At 69.8% G+C, this 26,115-nt stretch carries 18 protein-coding genes and 1 pseudogene; 3 read left to right on the forward strand and 16 right to left on the reverse strand.

All coding sequences use genetic code 11. The annotated features are described in order from the left end of the window. Nucleotides 1-66: 66 nt before the first annotated feature. From ACLQ27_RS24825 to ACLQ27_RS24860, 8 genes and pseudogenes are all read right to left on the reverse strand, one after another. Nucleotides 67-1,731, reverse strand: coding sequence for a glycoside hydrolase family 27 protein (locus ACLQ27_RS24825; RefSeq protein WP_425868887.1), 1,665 nt, complete (start codon nucleotides 1,729-1,731; stop codon nucleotides 67-69). Between the two features lie 132 nt (nucleotides 1,732-1,863). After that, nucleotides 1,864-2,265: pseudogene (locus ACLQ27_RS24830) on the reverse strand (hypothetical protein); the annotation flags it as partial. Between the two features lie 168 nt (nucleotides 2,266-2,433). Continuing rightward, complete coding sequence (locus ACLQ27_RS24835; protein ID WP_425868889.1) at nucleotides 2,434-4,830, reverse strand: RICIN domain-containing protein; 2,397 nt, start codon at nucleotides 4,828-4,830, stop codon at nucleotides 2,434-2,436. 103 nt (nucleotides 4,831-4,933) lie between these two features. Further along, nucleotides 4,934-5,785 carry a sugar phosphate isomerase/epimerase family protein gene (locus ACLQ27_RS24840; protein WP_425868891.1) on the reverse strand — a complete coding sequence of 284 codons (852 nt, stop codon included), beginning with the start codon at nucleotides 5,783-5,785 and terminating at the stop codon, nucleotides 4,934-4,936. A 6-nt stretch (nucleotides 5,786-5,791) separates the two neighbouring features. Further along, nucleotides 5,792-6,976: a substrate-binding domain-containing protein gene (locus tag ACLQ27_RS24845; RefSeq protein WP_357489708.1), complete on the reverse strand. Its 1,185-nt coding sequence runs from the start codon at nucleotides 6,974-6,976 to the stop codon at nucleotides 5,792-5,794. Between the two features lie 10 nt (nucleotides 6,977-6,986). Continuing rightward, nucleotides 6,987-7,964: an ABC transporter permease gene (locus ACLQ27_RS24850; protein WP_425868893.1), complete on the reverse strand. Its 978-nt coding sequence runs from the start codon at nucleotides 7,962-7,964 to the stop codon at nucleotides 6,987-6,989. A gap of 2 nt (nucleotides 7,965-7,966) precedes the next feature. Further along, nucleotides 7,967-8,941 carry an ABC transporter permease gene (locus ACLQ27_RS24855; RefSeq protein WP_357489706.1) on the reverse strand — a complete coding sequence of 325 codons (975 nt, stop codon included), beginning with the start codon at nucleotides 8,939-8,941 and terminating at the stop codon, nucleotides 7,967-7,969. Nucleotides 8,942-9,116: 175 nt separating this feature from the next. Beyond that, nucleotides 9,117-10,628 carry a sugar ABC transporter ATP-binding protein gene (locus tag ACLQ27_RS24860; protein WP_425868895.1) on the reverse strand — a complete coding sequence of 504 codons (1,512 nt, stop codon included), beginning with the start codon at nucleotides 10,626-10,628 and terminating at the stop codon, nucleotides 9,117-9,119. Between the two features lie 523 nt (nucleotides 10,629-11,151). Here ACLQ27_RS24860 and ACLQ27_RS24865 point away from each other — a divergent pair. After that, complete coding sequence (locus tag ACLQ27_RS24865; protein WP_357489703.1) at nucleotides 11,152-14,703, forward strand: ThuA domain-containing protein; 3,552 nt, start codon at nucleotides 11,152-11,154, stop codon at nucleotides 14,701-14,703. An 83-nt stretch (nucleotides 14,704-14,786) separates the two neighbouring features. On the opposite strand, the gene ACLQ27_RS24870 is transcribed toward ACLQ27_RS24865, so the two are convergent. The 8 genes from ACLQ27_RS24870 to ACLQ27_RS24905 form a co-directional block, all read right to left on the reverse strand. Continuing rightward, complete coding sequence (locus ACLQ27_RS24870; RefSeq protein WP_357489702.1) at nucleotides 14,787-15,761, reverse strand: aldo/keto reductase; 975 nt, start codon at nucleotides 15,759-15,761, stop codon at nucleotides 14,787-14,789. Beyond that, nucleotides 15,758-16,636, reverse strand: coding sequence for an amidohydrolase family protein (locus ACLQ27_RS24875; protein ID WP_357489700.1), 879 nt, complete (start codon nucleotides 16,634-16,636; stop codon nucleotides 15,758-15,760). Before ACLQ27_RS24875 ends, ACLQ27_RS24870 begins: the two co-directional genes overlap by 4 nt. Further along, nucleotides 16,633-17,394 carry an SDR family NAD(P)-dependent oxidoreductase gene (locus ACLQ27_RS24880; protein ID WP_357489698.1) on the reverse strand — a complete coding sequence of 254 codons (762 nt, stop codon included), beginning with the start codon at nucleotides 17,392-17,394 and terminating at the stop codon, nucleotides 16,633-16,635. Before ACLQ27_RS24880 ends, ACLQ27_RS24875 begins: the two co-directional genes overlap by 4 nt. Continuing rightward, nucleotides 17,391-18,419, reverse strand: a complete 1,029-nt coding sequence (locus tag ACLQ27_RS24885) for a zinc-dependent alcohol dehydrogenase (RefSeq protein ID WP_234584012.1) — start codon at nucleotides 18,417-18,419, stop codon at nucleotides 17,391-17,393. Before ACLQ27_RS24885 ends, ACLQ27_RS24880 begins: the two co-directional genes overlap by 4 nt. 140 nt (nucleotides 18,420-18,559) lie before the next feature. Further along, nucleotides 18,560-19,795, reverse strand: a complete 1,236-nt coding sequence (locus ACLQ27_RS24890) for a mandelate racemase/muconate lactonizing enzyme family protein (RefSeq protein WP_425868898.1) — start codon at nucleotides 19,793-19,795, stop codon at nucleotides 18,560-18,562. Between the two features lies 1 nt (nucleotide 19,796). Further along, entirely contained in the window at nucleotides 19,797-20,624 is an 828-nt protein-coding gene (locus ACLQ27_RS24895) for a carbohydrate ABC transporter permease (RefSeq protein ID WP_357489695.1), read from the reverse strand. Continuing rightward, nucleotides 20,624-21,604, reverse strand: a complete 981-nt coding sequence (locus ACLQ27_RS24900; protein WP_234584015.1) for a carbohydrate ABC transporter permease — start codon at nucleotides 21,602-21,604, stop codon at nucleotides 20,624-20,626. Before ACLQ27_RS24900 ends, ACLQ27_RS24895 begins: the two co-directional genes overlap by 1 nt. Before the next feature lie 4 nt (nucleotides 21,605-21,608). Then, on the reverse strand, nucleotides 21,609-22,769 hold the full coding sequence (locus ACLQ27_RS24905) for an ABC transporter substrate-binding protein (protein WP_357574884.1): 1,161 nt from the start codon (nucleotides 22,767-22,769) through the stop codon (nucleotides 21,609-21,611). 259 nt (nucleotides 22,770-23,028) lie between these two features. Between ACLQ27_RS24905 and ACLQ27_RS24910 the strand changes: the two genes are divergently transcribed. Next, a complete protein-coding gene (locus ACLQ27_RS24910; protein ID WP_357489691.1) occupies nucleotides 23,029-23,799 on the forward strand; it encodes a FadR/GntR family transcriptional regulator in 771 nt (256 codons plus the stop codon). A 428-nt stretch (nucleotides 23,800-24,227) separates the two neighbouring features. Next, a complete protein-coding gene (locus tag ACLQ27_RS24915) occupies nucleotides 24,228-26,039 on the forward strand; it encodes a family 43 glycosylhydrolase (RefSeq protein ID WP_357489690.1) in 1,812 nt (603 codons plus the stop codon). Nucleotides 26,040-26,115 lie beyond the last annotated feature (76 nt).

Genomic DNA, 26,115 nt, shown 5'->3' on the forward strand with positions numbered 1-26,115 from the left:
GGACCGCGACGACACAGGTCCGGGCCGGGGCGACTGCGCCCCGGCCCGCACCTATCGGCACCACCGTCAGCGCTGGGTCCACCGTTGGTTGGCGGCCCCGGTGCAGGTCCAGAGAAGCACCGTGGTCCCGTTGGCGGTCCCGTTGTTGTTGACGTCGACGCACAGGCCGGACTGCGCCCCGCTGATCGTGCCGTTCGAGTTGAGGGTCCACCGCTGGTTGGCCCCGCCGTTGCAGTCCCAGATCTGGGCCTTGCTGCCCGCCGTGGCGTTGGTCGGCGCGTCCAGGCACTTGCCGAGCGCCTGGAGGGTCTGGCCGTTGAGGGTCCAGCGCTGGTTGGCTGCCCCGTTGCAGTCCCAGATCACCGGCTGGGTCCCGTTGGTGGTGTTGCTCTGCGGGACGTCCAGGCAGCGGCCCGAGGCGACGCTGGCCAGCGCGAAGGAGGTGGTCGCGGGCGGCGGCGTGGTCGGCGGCGGGGTGCTGGTGCCGCCACCGCTGACCCGGTACACCACAGTGCCGTGCGCCGGGACGCTGGCCGAGATGCTGCCCGTGCTGGTGGTGGTGGCGTTGCTCCAGGCCTCCACCAGGGTGAAGGAGCTGCCGGACTTGCCGACTGCGGCGGCGGTGGTGGAGATCGTCGTCGTCGAGCCGCCCTGGTTGAGCAGGGCGACGGCGACGTCACCGTTGGCGAGCCGCTTGGCGAGCACGCGGCGGGTGCCGTCGAACGAGACCTGGCTGGCCTGCAACCCGAGGGAGTCCTGGTTGATGGCGATCAGGTTGCCGTTCTTGAGGATGGTCTGCGTCGCGGAGTTCATGTTGCGCACGTCGTTGCCGGCGATCAGCGGCGACGCCATGACGGCCCACATCGCGAAGTGGCTGCGCATCTCGGTGTCGTTCATGCCGCCCCGGCCGACCTCCATCATGTCCGGGTCGGTGAACGAACCCGGCCGCGCGTACGGCGCCAGGGGGACGTTGACGTTGATGATGTTCTGGATGCCCATCGGGTAGCCGTTGGTCTGCCCGGTGTCCCACGCGTTGGTGATGTCCTCGGTGGTCCGCCAGATGTTCGCCACGTCGCCCCAGTTGCGCTGCGGACCGGTCTTGGCGTGGATGCTGTTGGGGTTGATGCTGTAGAGGATCGGCCGGCCGGTCGCGGCCAGCGCGTCACGCATCTTCGCGAAGGTGGTGACCTGCTCGCTGATGCTGCCGTTCGGGGAGCACCAGTCGTACTTGAGGTAGTCGACCCCCCAGGCGGCGAACTGCCGGGCGTCCTGCGCCTCGTGGCCCTGGCTGCCGGTCGCGCCCGGGTAGCTGTTGAAGTACTGGGCGCAGGTCTTGTCGACCGGCACCTGGTAGAGGCCGAACTTCAGCCCCCGGGCGTGCAGGTAGTCGCCGAGCGCCTTCATCCCGCTCGGGAAGCGGGTCGGGTCGCCCTGGAGGTTGCCCGAGCTGTCGCGGTTCGGGTTGAACCAGCAGTCGTCGACCACGACGTACTGGTAGCCGAGATCGCGCATGCCGTTGCTGACCATCGCGTCGGCCGTCTGGCGGATCAGCCCCTCGTTGATGTTGCAACCGAACGAGTTCCAGCTGTTCCACCCCATCGGGGGTGTCCGGGCGACGCCATTCTCCAACGCCTGGGCTCCCGGGGCACGGAGGCCGACGAGGGCGGCGGCCACGAGCAGCCCGGCCGCGGCTGCCCGCCCCCAGTGACGGGCTCGGACGATTCGCTTCATACGGGAGCATCCTTTCGTGATGCCGTCCACCAGGGACAGCCGCCCGGATGAGGCGGGCATCATGATGTCTACGAGCCCACTGTTAGCGTTAACAGCAGACGCCGGTCATATTACGGAGCCGTTTCGTCGAATTCAACTACTTCCATGTCTCGACGTACTCCCCGCACGCGAACCGGCGCGGCCCCGGTCCCGTGGACCGGAGACCGCCCCGTGCGGCGAGCCGTCAACCGGCCCCGGCATGTGGCCGTTGTCGAACGCCGCCCACTGCACCGGATATCCGGCCCGGCATCCGGAGTACGCGGTGGTGACGTGCGTGCGGCTGCCCGAGGCCGGCTCCCGCGGGCTCTGCGCCGTGCAGCCGTTGTTGCGCACGAACGTGTCCCGCAACGACCGCCCCGAGGAGATGTTGAGCACCGAGTCGGTGATGCCGTGCAGACCGAAGTACGCGATGGGCTGGGTGCCGCCGCTGCACCCGCTGAGCTGGGCCCCGCTGAACACCGCCACCGCCCGGAACACGTTCGCCCGCGCACACGCCGGGGTACGCCCGGAGGGCGGGCGTACCCCGTTTCGGGTTAGCGTTAACACATCTGCTGGTCGATGACCGGCAGCAAAGGTGGGCCCCGATCTGCGGCGGCCTGCTGCCGGGGCGCCCCGGCCGGGGTGCGGCCGGCCGGGGTGCGGCCGGCCGGGGCGAACCGGATGTCAGCTACGCACCTGCCACTGCTGGTTGGTGCCGCCGTTGCACGCCCAGAGGATGAGCTTCGTGCCGTTCGCCGTCGCGGCGCCGTTGGCGTCCAGGCACAGACCCGACTGCACGCCCGTGATCGTGCCGTTGGCGTTGATGTTCCACTGCTGGTTGGCCTGGCCGTTGCAGTCCCAGATCACCACTGTGGTGCCGTTGGCGGTGCCCTGACCCGAGGCGTCCAGGCACTTGGTGCCGTACACCATCAGCTGCCGGCTCGCGGTGTGGGTCCACCGCTGGTTGGCGGCGCCGCTGATGCAGTCCCAGAGCTGGGCCTGCGTCCCGTTGGTGGTGCTGGAGTTGCCGATCTCGGCGCAGCGCCCGGACTGGACGCCGACGAGCTGGACATTCTGCGGGTTGGTGTTGCCGCCGCTCTGCACGCCGGCAGAGTTGATCACCGTCTGCGCGCCGGACGGCCAACTGCCGTTCGAGACCGTGACGTTGCCGTTGACGACGTTGCCGCGGTCGCCGTTGGTCACGTTCGTGCTGCCGTTGGTCGACCAGTTGTTGGTGACCGTGAAGTTGCCCATGTTCTCGGCGTAGTAGTAGTTGGCGGTGGCCCAGGTGCCGGTGGAGGAGAACACGTTGTTGCGGGCGGTGTAGTAGCGCGAGCCCTCGTCGAAGTAGAGCCCGAACCAGCCGTTGGTCCGCAGGCAGTAGTTCTCGTTGATGGTCCCGCCCTGGTTCGCCGACAGCGTGTAGATGCACCCGCCGTCGGTCATCTGCTGCATCACGTCGTGGATGTAGTTGCCGATGACCTGGTTGTTGGCGGCGGTGGTGGCCGTCGAGTAGCGGGGCTGGTAGTTGTAGAGACCCCGGTTGGCGTAGTGGTTGCTGCCGCCGGCGTCGTTGGCGCCCCAGCCGTACCCGACCGACAGGCCGGTGTACGGCATGTTGTAGACCTCGTTGTGCGAGACCAGCGCGGTGTTCACGTAGGTGGTCAGGATCGAGACCACGCCGCGGTACTCCAGACCGAGGTCGTGCACCCGGTTGTTGCTGATCGTGATGTTCCGGTTGACCATCCGCTGGTCGCTGGGGTGGTGGGCGTCGGCACGTACACCGCCGACCACGATGCCGCCGGCCGAGTTGCGGGCGATCTCGGAGCGCGTGACCGTGATGTTGCTGGCTCCCAGGCCGACGCCGCTGGCGTGGGCGTTGGCGTCGTTGCCGATACCGATCGCCGTCTGCCCCAGGTTGACGAACTGCGAGTCGCTGAAGGCGATGGTGTTGGCGGCCGAGACCTGCACGGCGGCCGGCATCTGGGCCCAGCTCGGGCGGGTGGCCTCGAACAGCGGGCAGCCCTCCTGGCAGGAGGTCAGGGCGTCGGACGGACGGGCCCAGGTGCCGACGATGTGCGCGCCGGTCTGCTGGTCGGCGAACCCGTTGCTGCTGCTCGGGCCGAGCCAGCTGGTGCCGGTGAAGGTGATCCCGCTGAACGAGATGTGGTGCGCGGGCGCGTCGTACGTGCCGCCCACGTTGACCAGGGACTGCAGTTGCGGCAGCTCCACGCTCACGGAGCTCATGCTCTGCCCGGCCAGCGGGATGTAGTTGAGCTGGCCGCTGCCGGGGTTGAGATACCACTCGCCCGGTGAGTCGAGGAACTCGTACGCGTTGGCCAGGTAGAACGGGCCGGCCCGGTGCGGGCGGGACAGGGTGTCGAAGCCGAACGTGTTGTTGTTCCAGGCCGGCTGCTGCATGGTCAGGAAGTTGCCGCTGATGCTCTGCACCGGCGAGTACCGGTCGGTGAACGAGCCGACGCTCTCCACCTCGACCCGGTTCTGGTTGCCGAGGTTGTTCAGGTAGCTCAGCGCGCTGTTGCTGAACCGCATGCCGCTCGTGGTGAAGGTGAAGTCGGCGCGGTTCACGGCCGTACGCGCCCGGGTGGCGACGGCGCCGTTGACGTAGAGCTGGCGGCTGTCGAGCCCGGCCGGGACGCTGGCCCGCCAGATGTTCTTTCCGGAGTCGACGAGCGACCACCCGGTGACCGCCCGGGCGCCGCTGATCGTCGGGCGGGCCGAGGCGGCGGCCCGCCAGATCACTCGGTAGCCGTTGGTGCCGGAGTCGGCGGCGGTCAGCCGCATCGGCGAGGTGAGCCGGTACACGCCGTCGGCCAGTTCCACGACGATGTCGCCGGACATGGAGCTGTTGAGCGTGCGTACCGCGGCCTGCGCGCCGGCCAGTGAGCACGGCTGGCTGGCGGAGCAGGTGCTGCCGCTGCCGGACGGGGACGCGTAGAGGGTGGTGGTCGCCGCGGAGGCCGGTGTGGCCGAGGCGGTCACGGCGACCAGGGCGGTCAGTGCCGCCGTGGCGGCGCCGGCGAAGAGCCTGCGCGCCACAGAGGTGGATGAGACGGACACGGGACAGTCTCCTGAGGTGGTGGGGGTGGGGGGACGCCTCGACGAGGCGGGTTCGGCGGGTGGGTGGGCGTTAGCGCTAACACCATGGACGTGCCGGCGCCGGTCAGGCGACGACCTTCCGTAGGTGGTGCAGGCCGTCGACGGCGAGGCGGTCCTGTGAGGGGGCCAGGGGCCGCCAGATCGACGCCGCGGTGGCGATTGTCGCGTTGTCGGCCGTGAACGACTCGATGCAGACCGCGCCCTGGTAACCGGTGCCCCGCAGGACGGAGAAGAAACGGGGCCAGTCGAAGTGGTCCGCGCCGGGTGCGCCGCGGTCGGTGCCGCTGACCTGGACGTGCTTGATGTGCGGGCCGGCCAGCGCGAGCGCCGCGTAGGGGTCGGCCTCCTCGATGTTCATGTGGTACGTGTCGATCATGATTCCGACGTTCGGGGGCAGGCCGTCGATCGCCTCGATCGTCTGCTCGACGGTGTTGACCACGCTCGTCTCGTAGCGGTTCAGCGCCTCGACGCCGATGGTCACGCCGCACTCGCCGGCCCGGTCGGCGACCGGCGCGAGGGCCCGCCGGAAGTCGGCGTAGCAGGCCGCGCGGGCCGCCGCCGACATCCGCCAGGTACGGCCGACCGACGCGTACACCGGGCCGCCGACACACGGCGCACCGACGGCCGCCGCGCTCGCCACACACCCCATGAGGTACGCGACTGTCGACTCGACGACGGCCGGCGTCGCATCCACCAGGTCCCGCCCGGGCGGGGTCACCGCGCAGACCCCGGCCGCGACGAGGCCGTGCGCGGCCAGCAGGTCCCGCGTACGGACCGGATCCCAGTCGCCGGGCTGCTCGATCGGCAGTTCGACCGCGTCGAACCCGAAGGAGGCGATCCGCGGGATCAACCGGGCGAGGGCCTCGTCGTCGACCGGCGAGGCCCACACCCAGGGGTTGACGCCAATGGCGTACACCGCAACCTACTTCCAGCGCTGCGGGTAGCCGGGCAGGTCACGGCAGCCGCACATCGCGTAGTGCAGCGGCGGCATGCTCGGGTCGAGGTACTGGTCCAGGTTGTCCTGGGTGACCGTGGGCTGCGGCAGCTTCCACGGGTTGGAGACCTGGGTTCCGTCGAGGATGTTCAGCGCGGCGATGATCGGCGTTCGCCACTGGTACGTCGGGTAGGTCGGCGCGATGGCGGTGAGCTTCTTGTCCTTCCACAGCTTCAGGAAGTCCAGCTGGTCCTCGCCGTTCATCGGCGGTACGGGCTTGCCGGCGTCCTGGAACGCCTCGACCGCCGCCACGGCTACCGCTCCGGCGTCCATCCAGACGCCGTCGATCGTGCCGTACCGCTGGATGTAGTCGTTGACGATCTTCTTGGTCTTGGCCGGGTCGCCGTCGGTGAACTCCACGCCGACGACGTCGACCTTCGCCTTGTCCAGCGCGATCTTCGCGGCGGACCAGCGGGTCTCCAGCACGTCGACGCCGGGCAGGATGCGCAGGGCCAGCAGCTTTCCGCCGGGCTTCATCTTCTGGCTGACGAACTCCGCGCCCACGTGGCCGAAGCCGTAGCCGCCCACCGGGTTGATGAAGGTCACCGGGCAGGTGGTGTTGACCCCCCGGTCGAAGACGACCACCGGAAGGCCCGCCTGGCAGGCGGCCTCGACGGCCGGGGTGAGCGTGGCGGTGGTGTTCGGCGAGACGATGAGGGCGTCGCACTTCTTGCCGAGCAGGTCGTTGATGTCGGCGATCTGCTTCTGGTCCTTGCCCTCGGCGTCGACGTGCACGAACTCGCTGATCCGGCTCCGCTGCGCCTCGACCTCGGCCTGCATGGTCTTGAACCCGACCTGCCGCCAGGGGTTGTTCAGCGCCGCGTTGGAGAAGCAGATCTTGTGCTTGCCGGGCTTCTTGAACTTCGCGGTGTCCACCATCTTCGGGTTGAGCACCTGCTCCCACGGCTTGTCGGCCGGCCCGGTGGGGGCGGCGTCGAGCAGGGCCAACTCGTTGTCGTAGTCGGCCTGCACGAAGAACTTGGACTGCTCCCCGGTGCCCGAACCGGCCGCCGCGGAGGCGGTGCCCGACGGTGACGCCGTCGGCTCGTCGGTGGCGCATCCCGCGAGCACCAGGACGCTCGCCGCGGCCAGGGCGGTCATGGATCGTCTCATCGAATCACCTTTATCTGGAGGAGGAGGAACGCAGGGACGAGACCGCCACGGCGAGCAGGATGATCACGCCCTGGACGGTCGATCTGTGGGCACCGGAGACGCCGGTGAAATTCATCAGCGCGAAGAGCGTCTCGAGGGTCAGGGCACCGAGCATCGCCCCGACGACCGAGCCACGGCCCCCACCGAGGGCGACCCCGCCGAGCACGACCGCGGTGATCGCCCCGAACTCCAGCCCGACGCCGGCCTGGAACGACACACCGCTGTACCCGCCCAGAAGGATCGCCGCGACCGCCGCCGCGAGGCCGCTGAGCATGAACGCGATCGTCTTGGTGCGCGCGACCCGCACGCCGCTCAGCTCGGCGGTGCGCGGATTGTCCCCGACCGCGACCAGCGTGCGACCGAAGTCGGAGCGCGTCAGCACGACGGCGATCGCCGCGACGACCACCAGGACGAGCAGCGCGTACGGAATGCGGCCCAGCAGCGGCACGTCCTCGATGGCCCGTCGCCCGAAGCGGCGGAACTCCTCGGAGAGCCCGCCCTTCGGAGCGCCGTCGGACCACAGGTACACGGCGCCGACGAGGATCAGGAACATGCCGAGGGTCGTGATGAAGGACGGCACCCGCAGCACCGTCGTGACCAGACCGTTGACCAGCCCGACGAGCGCGCCGCCGACGAGCAGCAGCGCGACCACCGGCCAGGTGTGCGACGGATCGCTGTCGATGAGCCGGGCGGCGACGACGACCTGCGCCGTGACCAGGGAGCCGACGGAGAGGTCGAACTCCCCGCAGACGATCACGAAGTACTGACCGGCGGCGAGCAGGATGATCGGCGCGGAGCGCCCGAGGAACGACATCAGCGACGACGGCGCGAGGAAGTCGGGCTGGACGAACGCCACGAGGATCAGCAGCACCACCAGGAGCGCGACGATCGGCGCGATCCCGTCGGTGCGGATCCGCAGCGGCAGCGGACGACGTTCGGCGACCCGCATGGTCAGGACCCCGCCTTTCGCATGGCCCGTCGGGCGTAGACGGCGACCGCGGCGATGATGATCACGCCGCGGATCACCTGCTTGAAGAACGCGTCAACCTCGAGCTGGTTGAACACCGCGTCGATGCTGGCGAGCAGCAGCACGCCCCCGATCGTGCCGAGCACTCCCCCGCGCCCACCCGCGAGGGCGGTGCCGCCGAGGACCACCGCGGCGATCGACTCCAGGTCGTAGAGCCCCTCGGTGCCCACCCGGGGGGCGCCGGAGCCGAGTCGACTGGCCAGATAGACGCCGGCCAGGCCGGCGCAGAGGGAACACAACACGTGGGCGGTGATGAGGACCCGGTCGTTGCGGACGCCGGAGAGCCGGGCGACCTCCGGGTCGCCGCCGACCGCGACCAGGTGGTGACCGAAGCGGGTACGCGACAGGGCGAACCAGGCCGCCGCGGTCACGGCGAGCAGCAACAGAAAGGACACCGGGACCGGCCCGATCCGCTGGTACCCGAGGGTCCGCACGAGAGCCGGCGCACTTTCGCCGGCCGGACCGTCGTAACCGTTGTCGAGGTAGCCCTTGAGCAGCAACCCGACGCCGAGGGTCGCGATGAACGCGTTGATCCGCAGTTTGGTGACGAGCACGCCGTTGAGCAGCCCGATTGCGGCGCTGACCGCGAGCGCAAGCCCGATCGCCGGAAGCAACGCGCCGTCGCTGCCGTTCATCGCCTCGGCCGCCACGAGGGTGCTCAGGCTGATCACGTACGCCACGGAGAGGTCGAGCGAACCGCCGAGAATGACAAGGGTCTGCCCGACGGCGACGAGCCCGAGGCCGGCGGCGACGTGCAGCAGACTCACCGTCGTCGACTGGTTGAAGAGCTGGCCGCCGTCGAGCATGACGACCAGCCAGCCGATGACCAGGGTGAGGGCCAGGGCCACGAACACGCCCGGCACGGCATGCCGGGCCGGACGAAGCGAGAGGGCGGTCACGGAGCTGCCTCCATTCGCGACTGCGGGGCTCGCAAACCCGGCTCACTCCTCACGCTCATCGGAGCCATCTCCATTCGCGACTGCGGGGCTCGCAAACCCGGCTCACTCCTCGCGCTCATCGGGGCCGTCTCCATTCGCGACTGCGGGGCCTGCAGGACCGGCTCATTTCTCGCGCTCACGCGGCGGCCTCCCGGACGGCGCCGACCGCGAGGGCGACGACGTCCTCCTCGGTCGCGGCGGCCGGCAGCTCGCCCGCGATCCGGCCGTCGCGCAGGACGACTATCCGGTCGCTCATGCCGAGCAGCTCCGGCAGCTCGGACGAGATCATCAGAACGGCCGCGCCGTCAGTCGCGAGGCGGCGGACGAGATCGTGGATGGCCGACTTCGCGCCCACGTCGATGCCCCGGGTCGGCTCGTCGAAGAGCAGGATCCGGGGTGTCAGCGCGAGCCATCGGGCCAGGACGACCTTCTGCTGGTTGCCGCCGGAGAGGAAGCGGATCTCCTGGTCGTCGCCGGCGGCACGGACCTCCACGGCGTCGAGCAGCTCACGCACCCGTGCGGTGCGGGCGGCACGACCGGACCGTGCCGCGAACACGGCCCGGCTGGCGAGCAGAGCATTGTCCAGCACCGACTGCCGGGCCACGATGCCCTCACCCTTGCGGTCCTCGGTGACGTACGCGATGCCCGCCCGCATTGCGGCACGCGGCGAGCGCAGCCGCACCGGCTCGCCGTCGAGCTCGACGTCACCGGTCGTGAACGGGGCCACCCCGAAGAGCGCACGGGCCAGCGCCGATCGTCCCGAACCCTGCAGGCCGCCGACGCCGAGCACCTCGCCGGCGCGCAACTCCAGGTCCACACCCCGCAGCTTCCGGTTGCCCCCGCCGCGGACGGTGAGTCGCACCGGCCCACGGTCGGCAGGGTCGGCCCGCTGCGGGTAGTAGTTGGACAGCTCACGGCCGACCATGTGCCGCACCAGCTCGTCCGTGTTGGTCCGCGCGGTATCCAGGGTCGTCACCCGGCGGCCGTCCTTGAGAACCGTGATCCGGCTGGACAGGTCGAAGACCTCGGTGAGCCGGTGCGAGACGTAGAGAAGGCCGATGCCGCGTTCCTGGAGCCGGCGGACCAGCCCGTAGAGCAGCTCGACCTCCTGGTCTGCCAGCGCGGCGGTCGGCTCGTCCATGATGAGCAGCCGCGCGTCCAGAGCGAGCGCCTTGGCAATCTCGACGACCTGCTGCTGAGCGACGCCGAGCTGCCCCACCCGGGAGTCGGCCGGCAGCGCGGTCTCCCCGATCGAGGCGAGCAGGCGCCGGGTGCGGTCCAGCATCTCGCGGCGGTCGACCAGCCCGCGCCGGACCGGTTCGTGACCCAGGTAGACGTTGTCCGCGACAGTGCGCTCGGGCAGGAGGTTGAACTCCTGGTGGATGATGCCGACGCCGGCCCGCTGCGCGTCGCGGGGGCCGTGGAACACGCGCGGTTGACCGGCGAACTCGACGGTGCCCTCGTCCGGGGCGTACCCACCCGAGACGATCTTCATGAGCGTCGACTTGCCGGCGCCGTTCTCACCGACGACCGCGTGGACCTCGCCCGGTGCCACGTCGAGGTCGACGCCCTCGAGGACGCGCACCCCGAGAAACGACTTGCCGATGCCCCGCAGGGCCAGCAGCGGCGCCGGTTGTGGATCTGCCATCCCGATAGCCCTTACAGATAGTAGTCATCGATGAGATCCGTACACCGGCCGGTAGGCCGTTCGATGCGCTGAGCGACGCACTTTCGCAGGTCTCAGCGGAACTTGCGTTTTTATGGTGCAAACATTTCCTTGACATCGAGGAAACATCACACGTATGAAGATAGATGTTTGGATGCGGGTCCGCAATCCTCGATCTGCAGCGACTGCCAGGCCCGGCACTCGATCGGCGCGAGTGTTGGCTCGGGCACGTCAGGCCCGGGCACCCCTACTGGGGAGTAACATCCGACGCCCGACGTTACATTGACACCCATCGATCAATAGCTCATCCTGACCTCGCAGACCATGGACGAGACCACAGCCCACGTCACGCTGTGTGACGTCCTGCGGGGCTGACTGCCGTTTCGGCGGACGGCACGACGACCGCGACCAGCACACCCGTGGCCCACGCGCGCCCAGGCACAACCTGGCGCGTGCCGGACCCGTGCTCGCAATCGGAGTTGCCCGCCCAGACCTAGGAGACGGCATGCGTCGCCCCACAATCCTCATCGGAATGATCGTCGGCCTGTTACTGGCGCTCGGCCTGGCCCCGCCGGCGTCGGCCGCCCCGGCCTTCCGCGCCCTGTTGTTCACCAAGACCGTCGGCTACCGGCACGACTCGATCCCCGCCGGAATCTCGATGTTCCAGCAGCAGGCGGCCGCGAACAACTTCGAGCTGGTGCAGACCGAGGACGCGAGCGTCTTCACGCCCGCCAACCTCGCCACCTTCGACGTCGTCATCATGTTCCAGACCTCCGGCATGGTCTGGACCTCGGCCTCGCAGCGCCAGGCCATCGAGGGCTACCTCGCCAGCGGCAAGGGCATCGTGGGCGTGCACAACGCCACCGACATGGGCATCGAGTCCGAGTACCCGTGGTGGGACCAGACCATCAACGGCGGCGCTCACATGCCCGAGCACTCCCCCGGCGTGCTCGCCGGCACGGCCATCGTCGCCGACAAGCAGCACCCGTCGACGGTCGGCCTGCCGGACCGCTGGAGCCGCAGCGAGGAGTGGTACAACTTCGACTCCAACCCGCGGGGCAACGTGCACGTCCTGGTGACCGCCGACGAGCGCACGTACAACCCGGGCTCGCGGGCGATGGGCCCGGACCACCCGATCTCGTGGTGCCGCAACGCCGGCGGCGGCCGGGTGTGGGCCACCGCGATGGGCCACGCGATCGAGTCGTACAGCGAGACGAACTTCCGCAACCACGTCCTCGGTGGCGTCAAGTGGGCGGCCGGCAACCAGCCCGGGGACTGCGGCGGCACCGTCTGGAGCAACTTCGAGAAGCGCACCCTGGACGACAACACCGCCGACCCGATGGCGCTGGCAGTGCTGCCGGACGGCCGCGTGCTCTACGTCCAGCGGGGCGGCCAGGTCAAGATCTTCAAGCCGAGCACCAACAGCACCGTCACGGCCGCCACGCTGAGCGTCTACACCGGCGGTGAGGACGGTCTCACCGGCGTCGCGATAGACCCGGCCTTCGCCAGCAACGGATACGTGTACGTCTACCACTCGCCGGCGAGCAGCACGACCGACGTCAACCGGGTGTCCCGCTACACGCTCACCGGTGACACCCTGAACCTGTCCACCGAGGCCCGGATCATCGACATCCCCGCGTACCGGGACCGGACCTTCGCCGAGCCCGGGCACACCGGCGGCTACATCGAGTTCGGCCCGGACGGCAACCTCTACATCGGCACCGGCGACGACACGCCGCCCAACCTCGACCCGAACTGGCAGGGGTACGCCCCGCTGGACTGGCGGTCCGGCAAGTCCAACCTGGACGCCGCCCGCTCCGCCGGCAACACGAACGACCTGCGCGGCAAGCTGCTGCGCATCAAGCCGTCGGCCACCGGTGGCTACACCATCCCGACGGGCAACCTCTACCCCCAGGGCACCGCGCAGACCCGGCCCGAGGTCTACGCCATGGGCTTCCGTAACCCGTTCCGCTTCTCGATCGACCCCGCCACCGGCTGGGTCTACCTGGCCGACTACGGCCCCGACCGCAACCCGCCGACGACCAACCGGGGCCCTGAGGGGCTCGTCGAACTCAACGTGATCAAGGCAGCCGGCAACTACGGCTGGCCCTTCTGTCACGGCAACAACCAGCCGTACGCGCCGTTCAACCCGGACACCGGCGTCGTCGGGGCGAAGTTCAACTGCAACGCCCCGGTCAACAACTCGCCCAACAACACCGGCCTGGTCAACCTCAAGCCGATCGTCGCGCCCAACATCTGGTACGGCTACCCCGCGTCGACGACCTTCCCGGAGCTGGGCTCCGGCGGGTCGGCGCCGATGGGTGGGCCGGTCTACCGCTACAACGCGGCGAACCCCTCGGCGACGAAGTTCCCGGCCTACTACGACGGCGTGCACTTCTTCTACGAGTGGTCGCGCAACTTCATCAAGGAAACGCACTTCGACTCGTCGACGGCTGTCACCCGGACCAACTCGTTCATGCCCGGCGGCAACTTCAACAAACCGATGGACATGGAGTTCGGCCCGGACGGCTCGCTGTACCTGCTGGAGTGGGGTTCCAACTTCGGCGGCGGCAACAACGACTCGGGGCTCTACCGCATCGACTACATCCAGGGTGGACGTTCACCGATCGCGAAGGCCGTCGGCACGCCCACCAGCGGCAGCGCCCCGCTGACCGTCCAGTTCAGCAGCGCCGGCACGGCGGACCCGGACGCCGGCAACACCCTCAGCTACCAGTGGACCTTCGGTGACGGCGGCACGTCCACGGCGGCCAACCCGGCACACACCTACACCACCAACGGCAACTACACGGCGCAGTTGAAGGTCACCGACAACACCGGCAAGACCGGCTTCGCCAACGTGCAGATCACCGTCGGCAACACCGCCCCGGTGGTCACCATCAACGTGCCGCCCAACGGCGGCATGCTGAACTTCGGCGACAAGGTCTCGTACACGGTCAGTGTCTCCGACCCCGGCGGCGCGGCCATCGACTGCACCAAGGTGTTCGTCAACCCGGCTCTGGGACACGACGACCACGCGCACGAGACCACCGAGTACCCCGGTTGCTCGGGCACCATCTCCACCGACCTGCTCGGTGGGCACCCCGAAGGGGCGAACCTGTACTACGTGCTCAACGCCCGCTACACCGACGACGGTGGCTCGGGTGGCGCGGCGCCGCTGACCGGCTACGCGACGGCGATCCTGCAGCCCAAGCACAAGCAGGCCGAGTACTTCAGCAGCCAGTCCGGCGTCCGGGTCGTCGACCAGAGCGCCGCGGAGAGCGGCAAGCGTGTCGGTGACATCTCCAACAACGACTGGGTGGCGTTCAACCCGATGAGCCTGTCGGGCATCAGCAACGTCAGCTACCGGCTGTCGTCACCGAGCGGTGGTGGTTCCATCGAGCTGCGGGCCGACTCGCCGACCGGCACCCTCCTGGCCACCACGACGGTGCCCAGCACCGGCGGCTGGGACAACTACCAGTCCACGCCGGCGGTCAGCGTCGCGGCCCTGTCCGGGACGCACACCCTCTACATGGTGTTCAAGGGCAGCTCGTCCAACTGGTTCGACCTCGACGCGTTCACCTTCGGCGGCAACGGCGTAGGGGTCCCCGGCACCGACGGCGGAGGAATCGCCGGCCGCACCTGGACCCTCACGGCGCAGCACAGCGGCAAGCTGATGGACGTCAGCGGCAACTCCACCGCCGACGGCGCCCAGGTCGTGCAGTGGGCGGCCACCGGCGGCAACAACCAGAAGTGGCAGGCGGTGGACGCCGGTGGCGGCGCCGTCTACCTCAAGGCGGTGCACAGCGGCAAGTGCCTCGACGTCACCGGCGGGTCGACCGCACAGGGCGCCTTCCTGCAACACAGCACCTGCACCAACGCCAACCAGCAGAAGTTCACCGTGACGGCGACCGGCACCGCCGGGATCTACACGGTCAAGAGCGCGCTGAGCGGGCTCTGCCTGGACGTCAACGGCGCCTCGACTGCCGACGGGGCCCGGCTGCTGCAGTGGGGCTGCCACAGCGCCACCAACCAGCAGTGGCGGTTCAGCGCGGTCTAGCGACCGGACGGTAGCTCCGACAGGACGCCGGCCACCCGATCGCAGGATCGGGTGGCCGGCGCACCGCGTTCACGGGTGTGTCGTCACCCGCCGAGCAGCCCGGCGTCGCGCAGCGCCGCCCAGAGCTGCTCCGGCACGTCCGCGTCGGACCGGCGCAGGGTCTCGGTCACCTGGGCCGCGTCGCGCACGCCGACCACTGTCGAGACCACCGCCGGATGCCGGCGGACGAACGCCAACGCCGCCTGCGGGAGGGTGACGCCGTACGCCTGACAGACCGCCGCGATCCGCCGCGCCCGCTCGATCAGCTCCGGCGGCGCCTGCTGATAGTTGTAGACCGCGTCGGCCGGCGGCTGGTCGCGGGCCAGCAGCCCCGAGTTGTAGACCCCGGCGATCACCACGCCGACCCCACGGGCCTGCGCGGCGGGTAGCAGGTCGTCGAGCGCGCCCTGTTCGAGAAGGGTGTAGCGGCCGGCGCACATGACCACGTCGATGTCGGTCTCCTGGACGAACCGGGCCAGCATCGCCGACTGGTTCATGCCGGCCCCGATCGCGCCGATGACGCCCTGGTCGCGCAGCTCCACCAGCGCGGGTACCGCCTCGGTGGCCGCCTGCTCCCAGTGCTCGTCCGGGTCGTGCAGGTACACCACGTCGACGCGGTCCAGGCCGGTGCGCTCCAGGCTGGCCTCCAACGACCGGCGTACGCCGTCGCGGCTGAAGTCCCAGACCCGCCGCAGGTCGGCCGGCACGTCGAAGCCCTCCGAGTCGCGCTCCCCCGCGGTCTCCGGCGAGGGTACGAGCAGCCGCCCGACCTTCGTCGACACCACGTACTCGTCGCGCGGCCGGGACCGCAGCGCGGCGCCGAGGCGCCGTTCGGACAGGCCGAGGCCGTAGTGCGGCGCCGTGTCGAAGTACCGGATGCCGGCGGCCCAGGCGGCGTCGACAGCCGCGGCGAACTCGTCGTCGGACGTCCCCCGGTACAGGTTGCCACCCTGCGCCGCGCCGAAGCCCAGCTCGGTGAGGCGGACCGCCGGGCGGCGGGGCAGCGCTCGGGCCGTCATGACGCCTCCAGCCGGTACGCACGGTGCGCGGTCTCCCGCCAGATCGCCGCCTGCTCCTCGTCACCGAGTGGTGCCACCAGGTCGGCGAGTACGGCGACCCAGCGGGTGTAGGAGCTGGCGAGCAGGCACACCGGCCAGTCCGAGCCGAACATGAGCCGTTGCGGGCCGAACACGTCGAGCGCGTGGTCGACGGCGGGCCGCAGGTCGTCGGCCGTCCAGGACGATCCGTCCACCTCGGTCACCAGGCCGGAGAGCTTCGCGGTGACGTTCGGCTCGGCGGCGAGCGCCCGCAGGTTGGCCGGCCAGTCGCCGAGGCCCCCCGCGCCGAGCGCCGGTTTGGCGAGGTGATCCAGGACGAACGACACCTCGGGCAGGTCGCGGACGAGCCGGGTGGCCGCCGGCAGTTGGTGGTCGCGGACCAGCAGGTCGTAGGCGAGGCCGGCCGCGCCGACCGCCGCGATGCCCCGCCGGACGTCGCGTCGGTCGAGGTACGCCGGGTCGGGTTCGGACTGGACCAGGTGCCGGATGCCCACCAACCGCTCGCCGCCGCGTACCGCGCGGAGCCGGTCGAGGCGCTCGTCGATGTCGTCGGCGGTGAGGTTCACCCAGCCGACGACCCCGCTGATGAGCGGGTCGTCGGCCGCGATGCCCAGCAGGTGCTCCGTCTCCGCCACGGAGGCGATGGACTGCACGACGACGGTCTCGGTGACGCCCGCGGCGCGTGCCGCCGGGGCGAGATCCGCCGGGGTGAAGTCGTTGTCGATCGCCGCCATCGTGTCCGGGTCGATCCAGGGTTGCGGGTGACGGGCACGGACCCAGAGGTGGTGGTGGGCGTCGACGATGCCGGGGCGCCCGGCCGGCGAGGGATACGTCATCGGCCCAACCAGCCGCCGTCGACGGGCAGGACCGTGCCGTGCACGTAGTCCGAGGCCGCGGCGGCCAGGAACACGGTGGCGCCGGCCAGGTCGTCGGCGCGTCCCCACCGGCCGGCCGGGATCCGGCCCACGATCGCGTCGTTGCGGGCGGGGTCGTCGCGGAGCGCCTGGGTGTTGTCGGTGGCGATGTACCCGGGCGCGATCGCGTTGACGTTCACCCCTCTGCCCGCCCACTCGTTGGACAGGGCCTTGGTCAGCCCGGCGAGGCCGGACTTCGCCGCGGTGTAGCTCGCGACGTTGATGCCGCCCTGGAAGCTCAGCAGCGAGGCGGTAAAAATGATCTTTCCGCGGCCACTGTCGACCATCCGCCGACCGATCTCCCGGCTCAACACGAACTGGCTGGACAGGTTCACCTGCACCACCCGGTCCCACATCTCGTCGGGGTGCTCGGCGGCCGGCGCCCGGGCGATCGTGCCGCCGTTGTTCACGAGGATGTCCACCGGCGCCACCGCCGCGGCCTCCTCGGCCAACCGGTACACCGCGGCCCGGTCACCCAGGTCCGTGCGGATGCCGGTGAACCGGCGACCCGCCGCCTCGACCCGCCGCTGCACCTCACTGCCCGCGGACTCCATCTGCGCCGACACCCCGATGATGTCCGCGCCGGCCACCGCCAGGGCCTCCGCCATCGCCAGGCCGATCCCCCGCCGTGCGCCGGTCACCAGCGCGGTACGTCCGGTCAGGTCGAACAGGGCGCTCATCGGCCCTCCTCCCGCCAGTCGAGCAGCACCTTCATGACGCCGCCGCCACCCTCCAGAGCCGTGAACGCGTCCGTGACACCGGCCACGGGCAGCACCCGGGAGATCAGCTCCCGGGCCGGGATGACGCCGGCCGCGACCAGCCGGATCGCCTCCACCACGTCCTCGCGCTGGTACAACCGCGCGCCCAGCAACTCCAGCTCCCGCCAGAAGAACCGGTGCAGGTTGACCGGACGCGGCTGCGGGTGGATCGCCACCATCACCAGCCGGCCCCGGGTGGTCAGCACATCCACGGCCGTGCCGACCCCGGCGGCGGAACCGGACACCTCGAACGCGACATCCGCGCCCGCGCCCCCGGTCCGCTCGTTCACGAGCGCCACCACATCGGTCGGCCCCGGGTCCACGGCCTCGATCCCGATCCCCGACGCGACTCCGCGCCGGAAGCCGTCCGGTTCCACGAGCAGGACCTCGGCCCCGCGCGCCCGGGCGACGGCCGCGATGAGGACGCCCACCGGACCGCCGCCGACGACCACCACGTGCTCTCCGGACGTCACCTTCGCCCGTCCGACGTCGTGCACCGCCACCGCGACCGGCTCGACCAGCGCCGCGTGGTCCAGCGGCAGATCGTCGGGGAGCGCAAGCACCAACTCGGCCGGCACCGTCCACGACGACTGCATCGCGCCGGGCGAGTCGATGCCGAGGAAGTCCATCGCGTGGCAGATGTGCGAATTGCCGCGGCGGCACGCCGGGCACCGCCCGCAGGCGCGGGTCGGCATCACGGTGACGGGCTGCCCGACGGTCAGCCCGGTGACGCCGTCGCCCAGCGCGGCGACCCGGCCCGACATCTCGTGGCCGATCACCGCCGACGCGCCCACCCGGGCGTCCATGTCGCCGTGGAAGATGTGCAGGTCCGTGCCGCAGATCCCGGTGTACGCCACCGCGATCCGCACCTGGCCGGGGCCCGGCGGTTCTGGGGCACGGTCCTCGATTCCGAGATCACGCGCACCCCGGTAGACAACTGCCTTCACTGCTGCTCCGTCTCAACGTCGTTGGTTCGTACGGGTGCGTACGCCAGGGGCGGCGAGATCCGCATCCGTTGTGTCGGCGCCATCGACACGGTAATCATCCGACCAATCCTGGTCCAGAGGCGGCTTGGGGTCGGACGGTGTCAATGCCGCAGGGGCGCCACGTCGTTCTGGGACGGGACGGCGTCGGCGAGCAGGGCATCGACCCGGACAGCCGGAACTGTGGGCATGTGCTCGGCCACCGACAGCAGGCGCTTACCGGCCCGCTCCGGTCGGACGTTCGGGCTGCCGGCGGTCGGGTCGCCGGCCCGGTCTGCGGCCGCTGCGATCGCCACCTCGTCGACCCGGATGCCCAGTCCCGGTGTGTCGCCGAGAATGAACGCGCCGTCCTCGACGTGCAGGTCGAGGCCGATACCCGCGGGCGGCCGCAGATCCTGTAGTTCGCTGACCAGGTGGTTCGGCACCGAGGTGGCGGCGTGCAGCAGCCCGACCGGGATGTTGCCGATGGGGCTGACGGGCAGGTCGTGGGCATGCGCCAGGGCCGCCACCCGCAGGAAGTGGGTGACACCCCAGACGGCCGCCATCTGAACGATGTCGACAGCGCCCGCTCCGATCAGCGGGCGGTACTGCTCCAGCCCGGTGAGGTTCTCGCCGGTGGCGATCGACGCCCGGACGCCCCGGCCGACGGCCGCCAGGCCCTCGGCGTCCCAGCGGCGGACCGGCTCCTCGATCCAGATCAGATCGAGGGTGCGTTCCAGCTCGGCCACGTGCCGCACGGCCTGCTTACGCGACCACGCCTCGTTGACGTCGAGCATCAGGCCGGGCCGCCGGCCGTGGCCCGCCTCGGTCAGCACCTCCCGCACCAGGGTGAGCCGGTGCCGGTCCCGCTCGATGTCGAGGCCACCCTTGAGTTTCGCGGCCCGCAGGCCGTACCCGGCGTAGACCTCGTACTCCGCGACCAGCTCGTCGTCGGTCAGACCGATGTCGAGGCCGGAGGCGTAGGCGGGAACACGTCGGTCCCGCCCGCCGAGCAGCCGCCAGAGCGGCTCACCGGCGAGCTGCGCCTTGATGTCCCACAGGGCCGTGTCCAGTGCGCCGATCGTCCCGAACACCAGCCCGCCGTGACCGGCCTTGAAGGTGTGTCGGAGCATCCGGTCGTACAGGCTGGTCACCGCGCGGGGATCCTCCCCCTCGATGGCCGGGAAGATCCTCTCGATCTCCACGTGCGGGCCCAGGCCGACGCCGCTGATCCCCGCGTCGGTCTCGACGATGGTGATCGGCAGCGTCGTGACGCCGTCGGGAAACACGCCGTTGGCGTCGCCGACCGGCCGGCCCCACTCCTGGACCGTCGTCAGGGTTCGATACCCGGTGATACGCATGTCAGCCTTTCGTGGAACCAGCGGCGACGCCGTCGGCGATCTGGCGCTGAAGGAACAGGTAGACCGCCAGGACGGGGATCGCCGCGATGAGCACCCCGGAGGCGAACGTCGGAATGTCCTCGGAGTACTGCCCCCGCAGCGAGGTCACCCCGACCATGAGGGTCCGGTGGTCGGCCGACGGCATCAGCAGCAGCGAGATGAGCACGTCGTTCCAGCAGAACAGCGTGTTGAGGATGCCCACGGACAGCAGCGCCGGAGCGCCCAGCGGCAGCATGATCCGCCGGTACACGCCGTACACGGTGTTGCCGTCGATCCGGGCCGCGTCGACGATCTCCGCGGGGATGGTCTTGTAGTAGCTGGTCATCAGAAAGACCGTGAAGGGCAGGAACTGCGCGACGTACGCGAGGATCAGCCCCGGGTACGTGTCGACGAGGCCGCTGTCCGCCATGACCCGGGCCAGCGGCACCATGATCACCTGGAAGGGGATGAAGAGCGCCGCGAGGCAGCCGATGAACAGCGCCGTCGAGCCCCGGAAGCGCAGTTGGCTCAGCGCGAAGCCGGCCATCGACCCGAATAGCAGCAGCAGGAACACTGAGCAGCCCACCACCAGGATCGAGTTCGCGGTATACCGGCCCATGCCGATGCTTGTCCACGCCGTGGTGATGTTCTCGAAGCGCAGCGAGTCGGCAAGCGAGAACCGGTCGAGAATGTACTCCCGGCGGGTCTTCATGGCGACGTTCGCAGTGAACAACAGGGGATAGATCGTCGCTACCGCGAGGAGCCCCATCGGGATCACGAGCAACCATCTGCCCAGTCGGACGCGGGACATCAGTCCTCCCTCCCCGCTCGTCGGAGCAGCTTGAGCTGCAACAGCCCGACGACGAGCATGATGACGAACAGGACAGTGGACGCGGCCGACGCGAGCGCCGGCCTGTTCATCTGCCCCTGCTGGATCCAGATGTAGTACTCCGGCAGGTACGTCGAGCCCTCCGGGCCGCCACTGGTCATGACGTAGAGCAGGCCGAACATGGACGTCAGCATCCCGATCATCGTGGTCACGAAGACGAACTGGATGGTGCGGGAGAGGCTGGGAATGATCACGTGCCAGATCACCTGGGCCAGGGACGCGCCGTCCACTCGGGCGGCGTCCAGCAGCGCGGCGTCCAGGGTCGCGAAGCCCGCGAGGAAGACGACCAGGGCCATCCCGAAGGTCGCCCACACGTGCACCCCGACGACCGCGAACATCGCGACGTCCGGATCACCGAGCCAGTCCACCGGGCCGATGCCCACCGAGGACAGGACAACGTTGACAGGACCGTCAAACGAGAGCAGCAGGTTGAAGATCGCGCCGACGATGACCGGCGACAGCACGGCCGGGAAGAAGTAGACGCTGCGGTAGAACCGGTGCCCCGGTACGCGCAGGTAGATGAACGTGGCGAGCAGACCCGGGATGGCCACCGCCACCGGCAGGAGCAGCACCAGCAGCCCCACGTTGCGCAGCGCCTGTTGGAACAGGGGATCGTGCAGCAGGTCGACGTAGTTGGCGAAACCGACCATCGCGCCGTCGCGGTCACCGTCGCCGGTGAAGGAGAAGTTGACGCCGAGCAGCAGCGGCCACAGCCGCAGCAGCACGAGGATCAGGACTGCCGGGGCGACCAGCACGAAGGGTGCCAGTTGCTCGGCACGGCGGCCGCCGGCGGCACGCCGGGAAACGGCGCGGTCGCGCGGCGGCGGTGCGGAGGGCGGGACCCCGCCGGCCCGCCCGGCCGAAGCCGAGCGGACCGACGGGAGCGACTTACCGATCGTCACGAGATCAGCCCGCCGTGTCCGAGGCTGCCATCTGCTTCACGACCTCGTCGACGCTCGTCGAGCCGCTGAGCAACTGCTGCGAGAGGCGGCCCATCAGGTCGAGCGACTTCGAGGAGAGCGCCACGTGTGGCGCCGGCTTGCCGGTCTTGAGCGCGCCGACGATCGTGGTGACGGCCGGCCCGCTCGCCGACACGTCGATCGTGGTGTCCGCGGTGATCGCGCCGGCGTTGGCGTAGAACGCCTTCAGGGCGTCGGTGGAGGTCAGCGAGCGCACCAGGTCGGCGGCCACCTTCGGGTCCTTGGTCCACTTGGCGACCGCGTAACCGATACCACCGTCGTACGGCAGGCTCGGGGTGGCGCCACTGGTCACCGTCGGGGCCATCATGACGCCGAGCTTCTCGGGCGTGACGAACTCGTTGAAGTCCTTCCAGTGCCCGATGTCCGACATCAGCCCGATGATGTGGGCGGCCTTACCGGACTGGAAGACGGCGAAGGCGTCGTTGAACATCGCTGTGGAGTTGGCCCCGTCGTTGTTCAGCTTCGCGGTGCCGGTCTCCTTCCACAGCTCGAAGAGCCGCTTCACGTTGGGCGAGTTCCAGTCGCGCTTGCCGGCGATCCAGTTGTCGTACTCCTGCGGGGTCAGGACGCCCGATGCCATGGCCGACAGGAAGAACTGGATGCCGTAGCCCTCCTTGTTGCCGAGGGCGAAGCACTTGGCACCTGTTGCCTTGGTGATGGTGCCGCAGTTGGCGATGAACTCAGCCCACGTCGTGGCCGGCTTCGCCGGGTCGAGGCCGGCCTTCTCGTAGAGCGCCTTGTTGTAGTAGATCGGGTGGCCCTGCAGGGTCACCGGAGCGGCGTAGGTCTTGCCGCCCTTGGCGAACGCTTCCCAGCCGGCCAGCCGCTCCCGGTCCTCGCCGACGTACTCGTCGAGCGGCTGGAGCGAGTCCACCCGGTCGCGGATCTGGCCGCCACCGTTGAACAGGATGACGTCCGGCCCCTTGCCCGACTGGATGGCCGCACCCAGCAGCGTGTAGTACTGATCGAACGGCTGGGCCACGAACTCGACCGTGACGTCCTTGTGCTTCCTGGCGAAGTCGGCCTTGGCCTTCTCCACGTACTGCGCGGAGCTGGCCTCGCCGGACTTCCAGTCCCAGACGACCAACTTCTTGTCCGAGCCTCCGGACGATGAACCCGAACCTGTCGCGCTTCCACAGCCTGTCAGGGCCAGCCCTGCAACGAGGACCGCGGACCACACTGCTCGTTGCTTCATCGTTGCTCACCTTCATATGGGGAGTGGCCGAGGAAACGGCCGTCGATGCAAGATTGACGAGAACGTAACTCGTATGACGTGTGACGTCAACGGTTGGCCGTACACTGGTGCGGACTCGTGGGCCCGCTCCCGCGGCTACGCGGAGGTGAACGTGACGACATCGAACCAGCCGGCCGTCAATGGCGCGACGGCACCGACCTGGGCTCGCCGCCCGGCCAATCTGGCTCAGGCGATCACCGCCGAGCTGGTGACCCGGATCGTCCAGGGAGTTCACCCGTCCGGCACGCCGCTGCCCCCCGAGCCGGTGCTCTGCGAGACCTTCTCCGTGAGCCGGACGGTCATCCGGGAAGCGGTGAAGATCCTGCAGGAGAAGGGGCTCGTGCAGGTCCGTCAGGGCAGCGGAACGCTCGTCACCCCACCCTCGGCGTGGGACATGCTCGACGAGCTCGTCCTCGCGGCGACCATCGCCGAGGACGACACCCTGGCGATCCTCGACGACCTGGTGGTCACCCGACGGGTGCTGGAGTCCGACATGGCCAACGTCGCCGCGCGGCTCGCGGACGAGGAGACCGTCGACCGGCTGCGGGCCCTGGTGGACCGGATGGACGAGCTGGTGGACGACCACGTCGCCTACCAGGAGCACGACCGCGCCTTTCACGACACGGTCATGCAGGCGTCGGGCAACCGGATCGCCCGGGGTGTCGTCCGGTCCCTGGAGAGCCAGGTCGTCAACACCGCGCGCTACATGGGCCAGCCGGAGCGGGCCATGTGCGTGGCATCGAACCAGGGGCACCGGCGCATCTACGAGCGCATCGCCGCCCACGATCCCGACGGGGCCGCGCAGGCGATGTTCACGCACATCACCGAGGCGTGGCTCGTGCGGCGCAGCGGGCCGGGCAGCCCGACGCGGCTGCAGCGCTGACGACCCGTCGCGGCGGCGCCGACGAGCCGGTCGCCGGGCGTTGGCGACCCGGTCCGGCCGGCCCGCGACGGCGGCGCGGAAATCCAGATTCGTCCATCGCTTGAGAATGTTAGCGATAACAGACTACCCTCGGGCCGCAGAGGCGAAGGGCACGCTTCACCGCTCCACTCGATCCGCCGAGGTCGATGGAGTAGCGCATGACCAACGCCCGCTGGTGGGTGTCCGGGCCTCCCTCAGGGACGTTGACCACCGCCGTTGACAACGGCGGGCCGCCGCGCGCGGGAGCCATGGTGGACCCCCGATCCCTCCTGCCGTTCCCGCGGCACGGCCACCACCGAGGTCCCCAAGCGACCCGCGACGACACGCGGCACCCGCCAGCGAGAACGGCGAACCGTGCCCCGCCGTTGTGACCCACCCTGGAGGTACCGATGCACCCCACACCGCCACCACGGACGAAGAACCGGCTCCGGCGCGGCGTCGCCCTGCTCGTGAGCCTGCTGCTCATCCCGGCGCTGGCGCCGGCCACGGCAGCCCACGCGGACAACCCCATCGTCCAGCACATCTACACCGCCGACCCCGCTCCCCTGGTGTACAACGGGCGGGTCTACCTCTACACCGGCCACGACGAGGACGGCTCCACGTACTTCACCATGAAGGACTGGCGGGTGTGGTCGTCGGCCGACATGGTCAACTGGACCGATCACGGCTCGCCCCTGAGCGTGAGCACCTTCAGCTGGGCGAGCGCCAACGCGTGGGCCGGCCAGGTCGTCGCGCGCAACGGCAAGTTCTACTGGTACGTGCCGGTGACCGCCCGGGCGACCAACTCGATGGCCATCGGCGTCGCGGTCTCCGACAGCCCGACCGGGCCGTTCCGGGACGCCATCGGCCGTCCGCTGGTGGGCAACGGCGAGATCGATCCCACCGTGTTCATCGACGACGACGGCCAGGCGTACCTGTACTGGGGTAACCCGAACCTGTGGTACGTCCGGCTGAACGCGGACATGATCTCCTACAGCGGCAGCGCCACCAAGATCCCGCTCACCACCGCCGGGTTCGGCACCCGGACGGGGAACACGAGTCGGCCGACCCTCTACGAAGAGGGCCCGTGGGTCTACAAGCGCAACGGCATCTACTACAACGTGTTCGCGGCGGAGTGCTGCTCCGAGTTCATCGGTTACTCGACCGCGACCGGCCCGACCGGCCCCTGGACCTATCGCGGGACGGTCATGCCCCGCCAGGGCGCGAGCTTCACCAACCACCCCGGAGTCATCGACTTCAACGGCGGCTCGTACTTCTTCTACCACAACGGAGCGTTGCCCGGTGGCGGTGGTTACACCCGTTCGGTGGCCGTGGAGAAGTTCACCTACAACACCAACGGCACCATCCCGACGATCAACATGACCACGACGGGCGCCCCCCAGATCGGCACCCTGAACCCGTACGTGCGGCAGGAGGCCGAGACGATCGCCTGGGGCTCCGGCATCGAGACCGAGCCGGCCGGCGAGGGTGGGATGAACGTCGGGTTCATCGAGAACGGGGACTACATCAAGGTCAAGGGCGTGGGCTTCGGTACGGGCGCGACGTCCTTCTCCGCCCGCGTCGCCTCGGCCACGTCCGGTGGCACCATCGAACTGCGCCTCGGTAGCCCCACCGGCACCCGGGTGGGCAGCTGCGCGGTGCCGGGCACCGGCGGGTGGCAGACCTGGCAGACCGTCTCCTGCCCGGTCAGCGGCGCCACCGGGACCCAGGACCTGTACCTGCGCTTCACCGGCGGCAGCGGCAACCTGTTCAACATCAACTGGTGGCAGTTCCAGGCCAGCGGCACCACGACGCCCAGCCCGACCCCGACGCCGACGCCCACTGCGACCCCCACCCCGACGCCCACCCCGACGCCCACTCCGACCCTCACCCCGACACCGACGGTCCCGGCCGGGGAGTCCTGCGCGGTGACCAACACCGTGGTCAACACGTGGCAGGGCGGATTCGAAGGACGACTGACGGTCACCAACTCCGGGGCCTCGTCGCTCAACGGGTGGCGGGTCACCTTCACCCTCCCCAGTGGGCAGACGGTGTCCCAGGCCTGGAACGGCACCGTCACCCAGACGGGCAACCAGGTGACCGTCGCGAACGCCGCCTACAACGGGCAGCTCGCGCCGGGAACGTCCACCACCGCGGGCTACCTCAGCACGAGCGCCACCACGAGTCCTCCCACCATCACCCCGACCTGCTCGCCCGCCTGAGGGTCACCCACCCCCAAGAACACCCCCACCCCGTCCCCACCCCGCCCGCCGCCGACGTTGATCATGAATGTGGTGC

It is taken from the genome of Micromonospora sp. DT63 (assembly GCF_049841615.1).
Lineage (GTDB): Bacteria > Actinomycetota > Actinomycetes > Mycobacteriales > Micromonosporaceae > Micromonospora.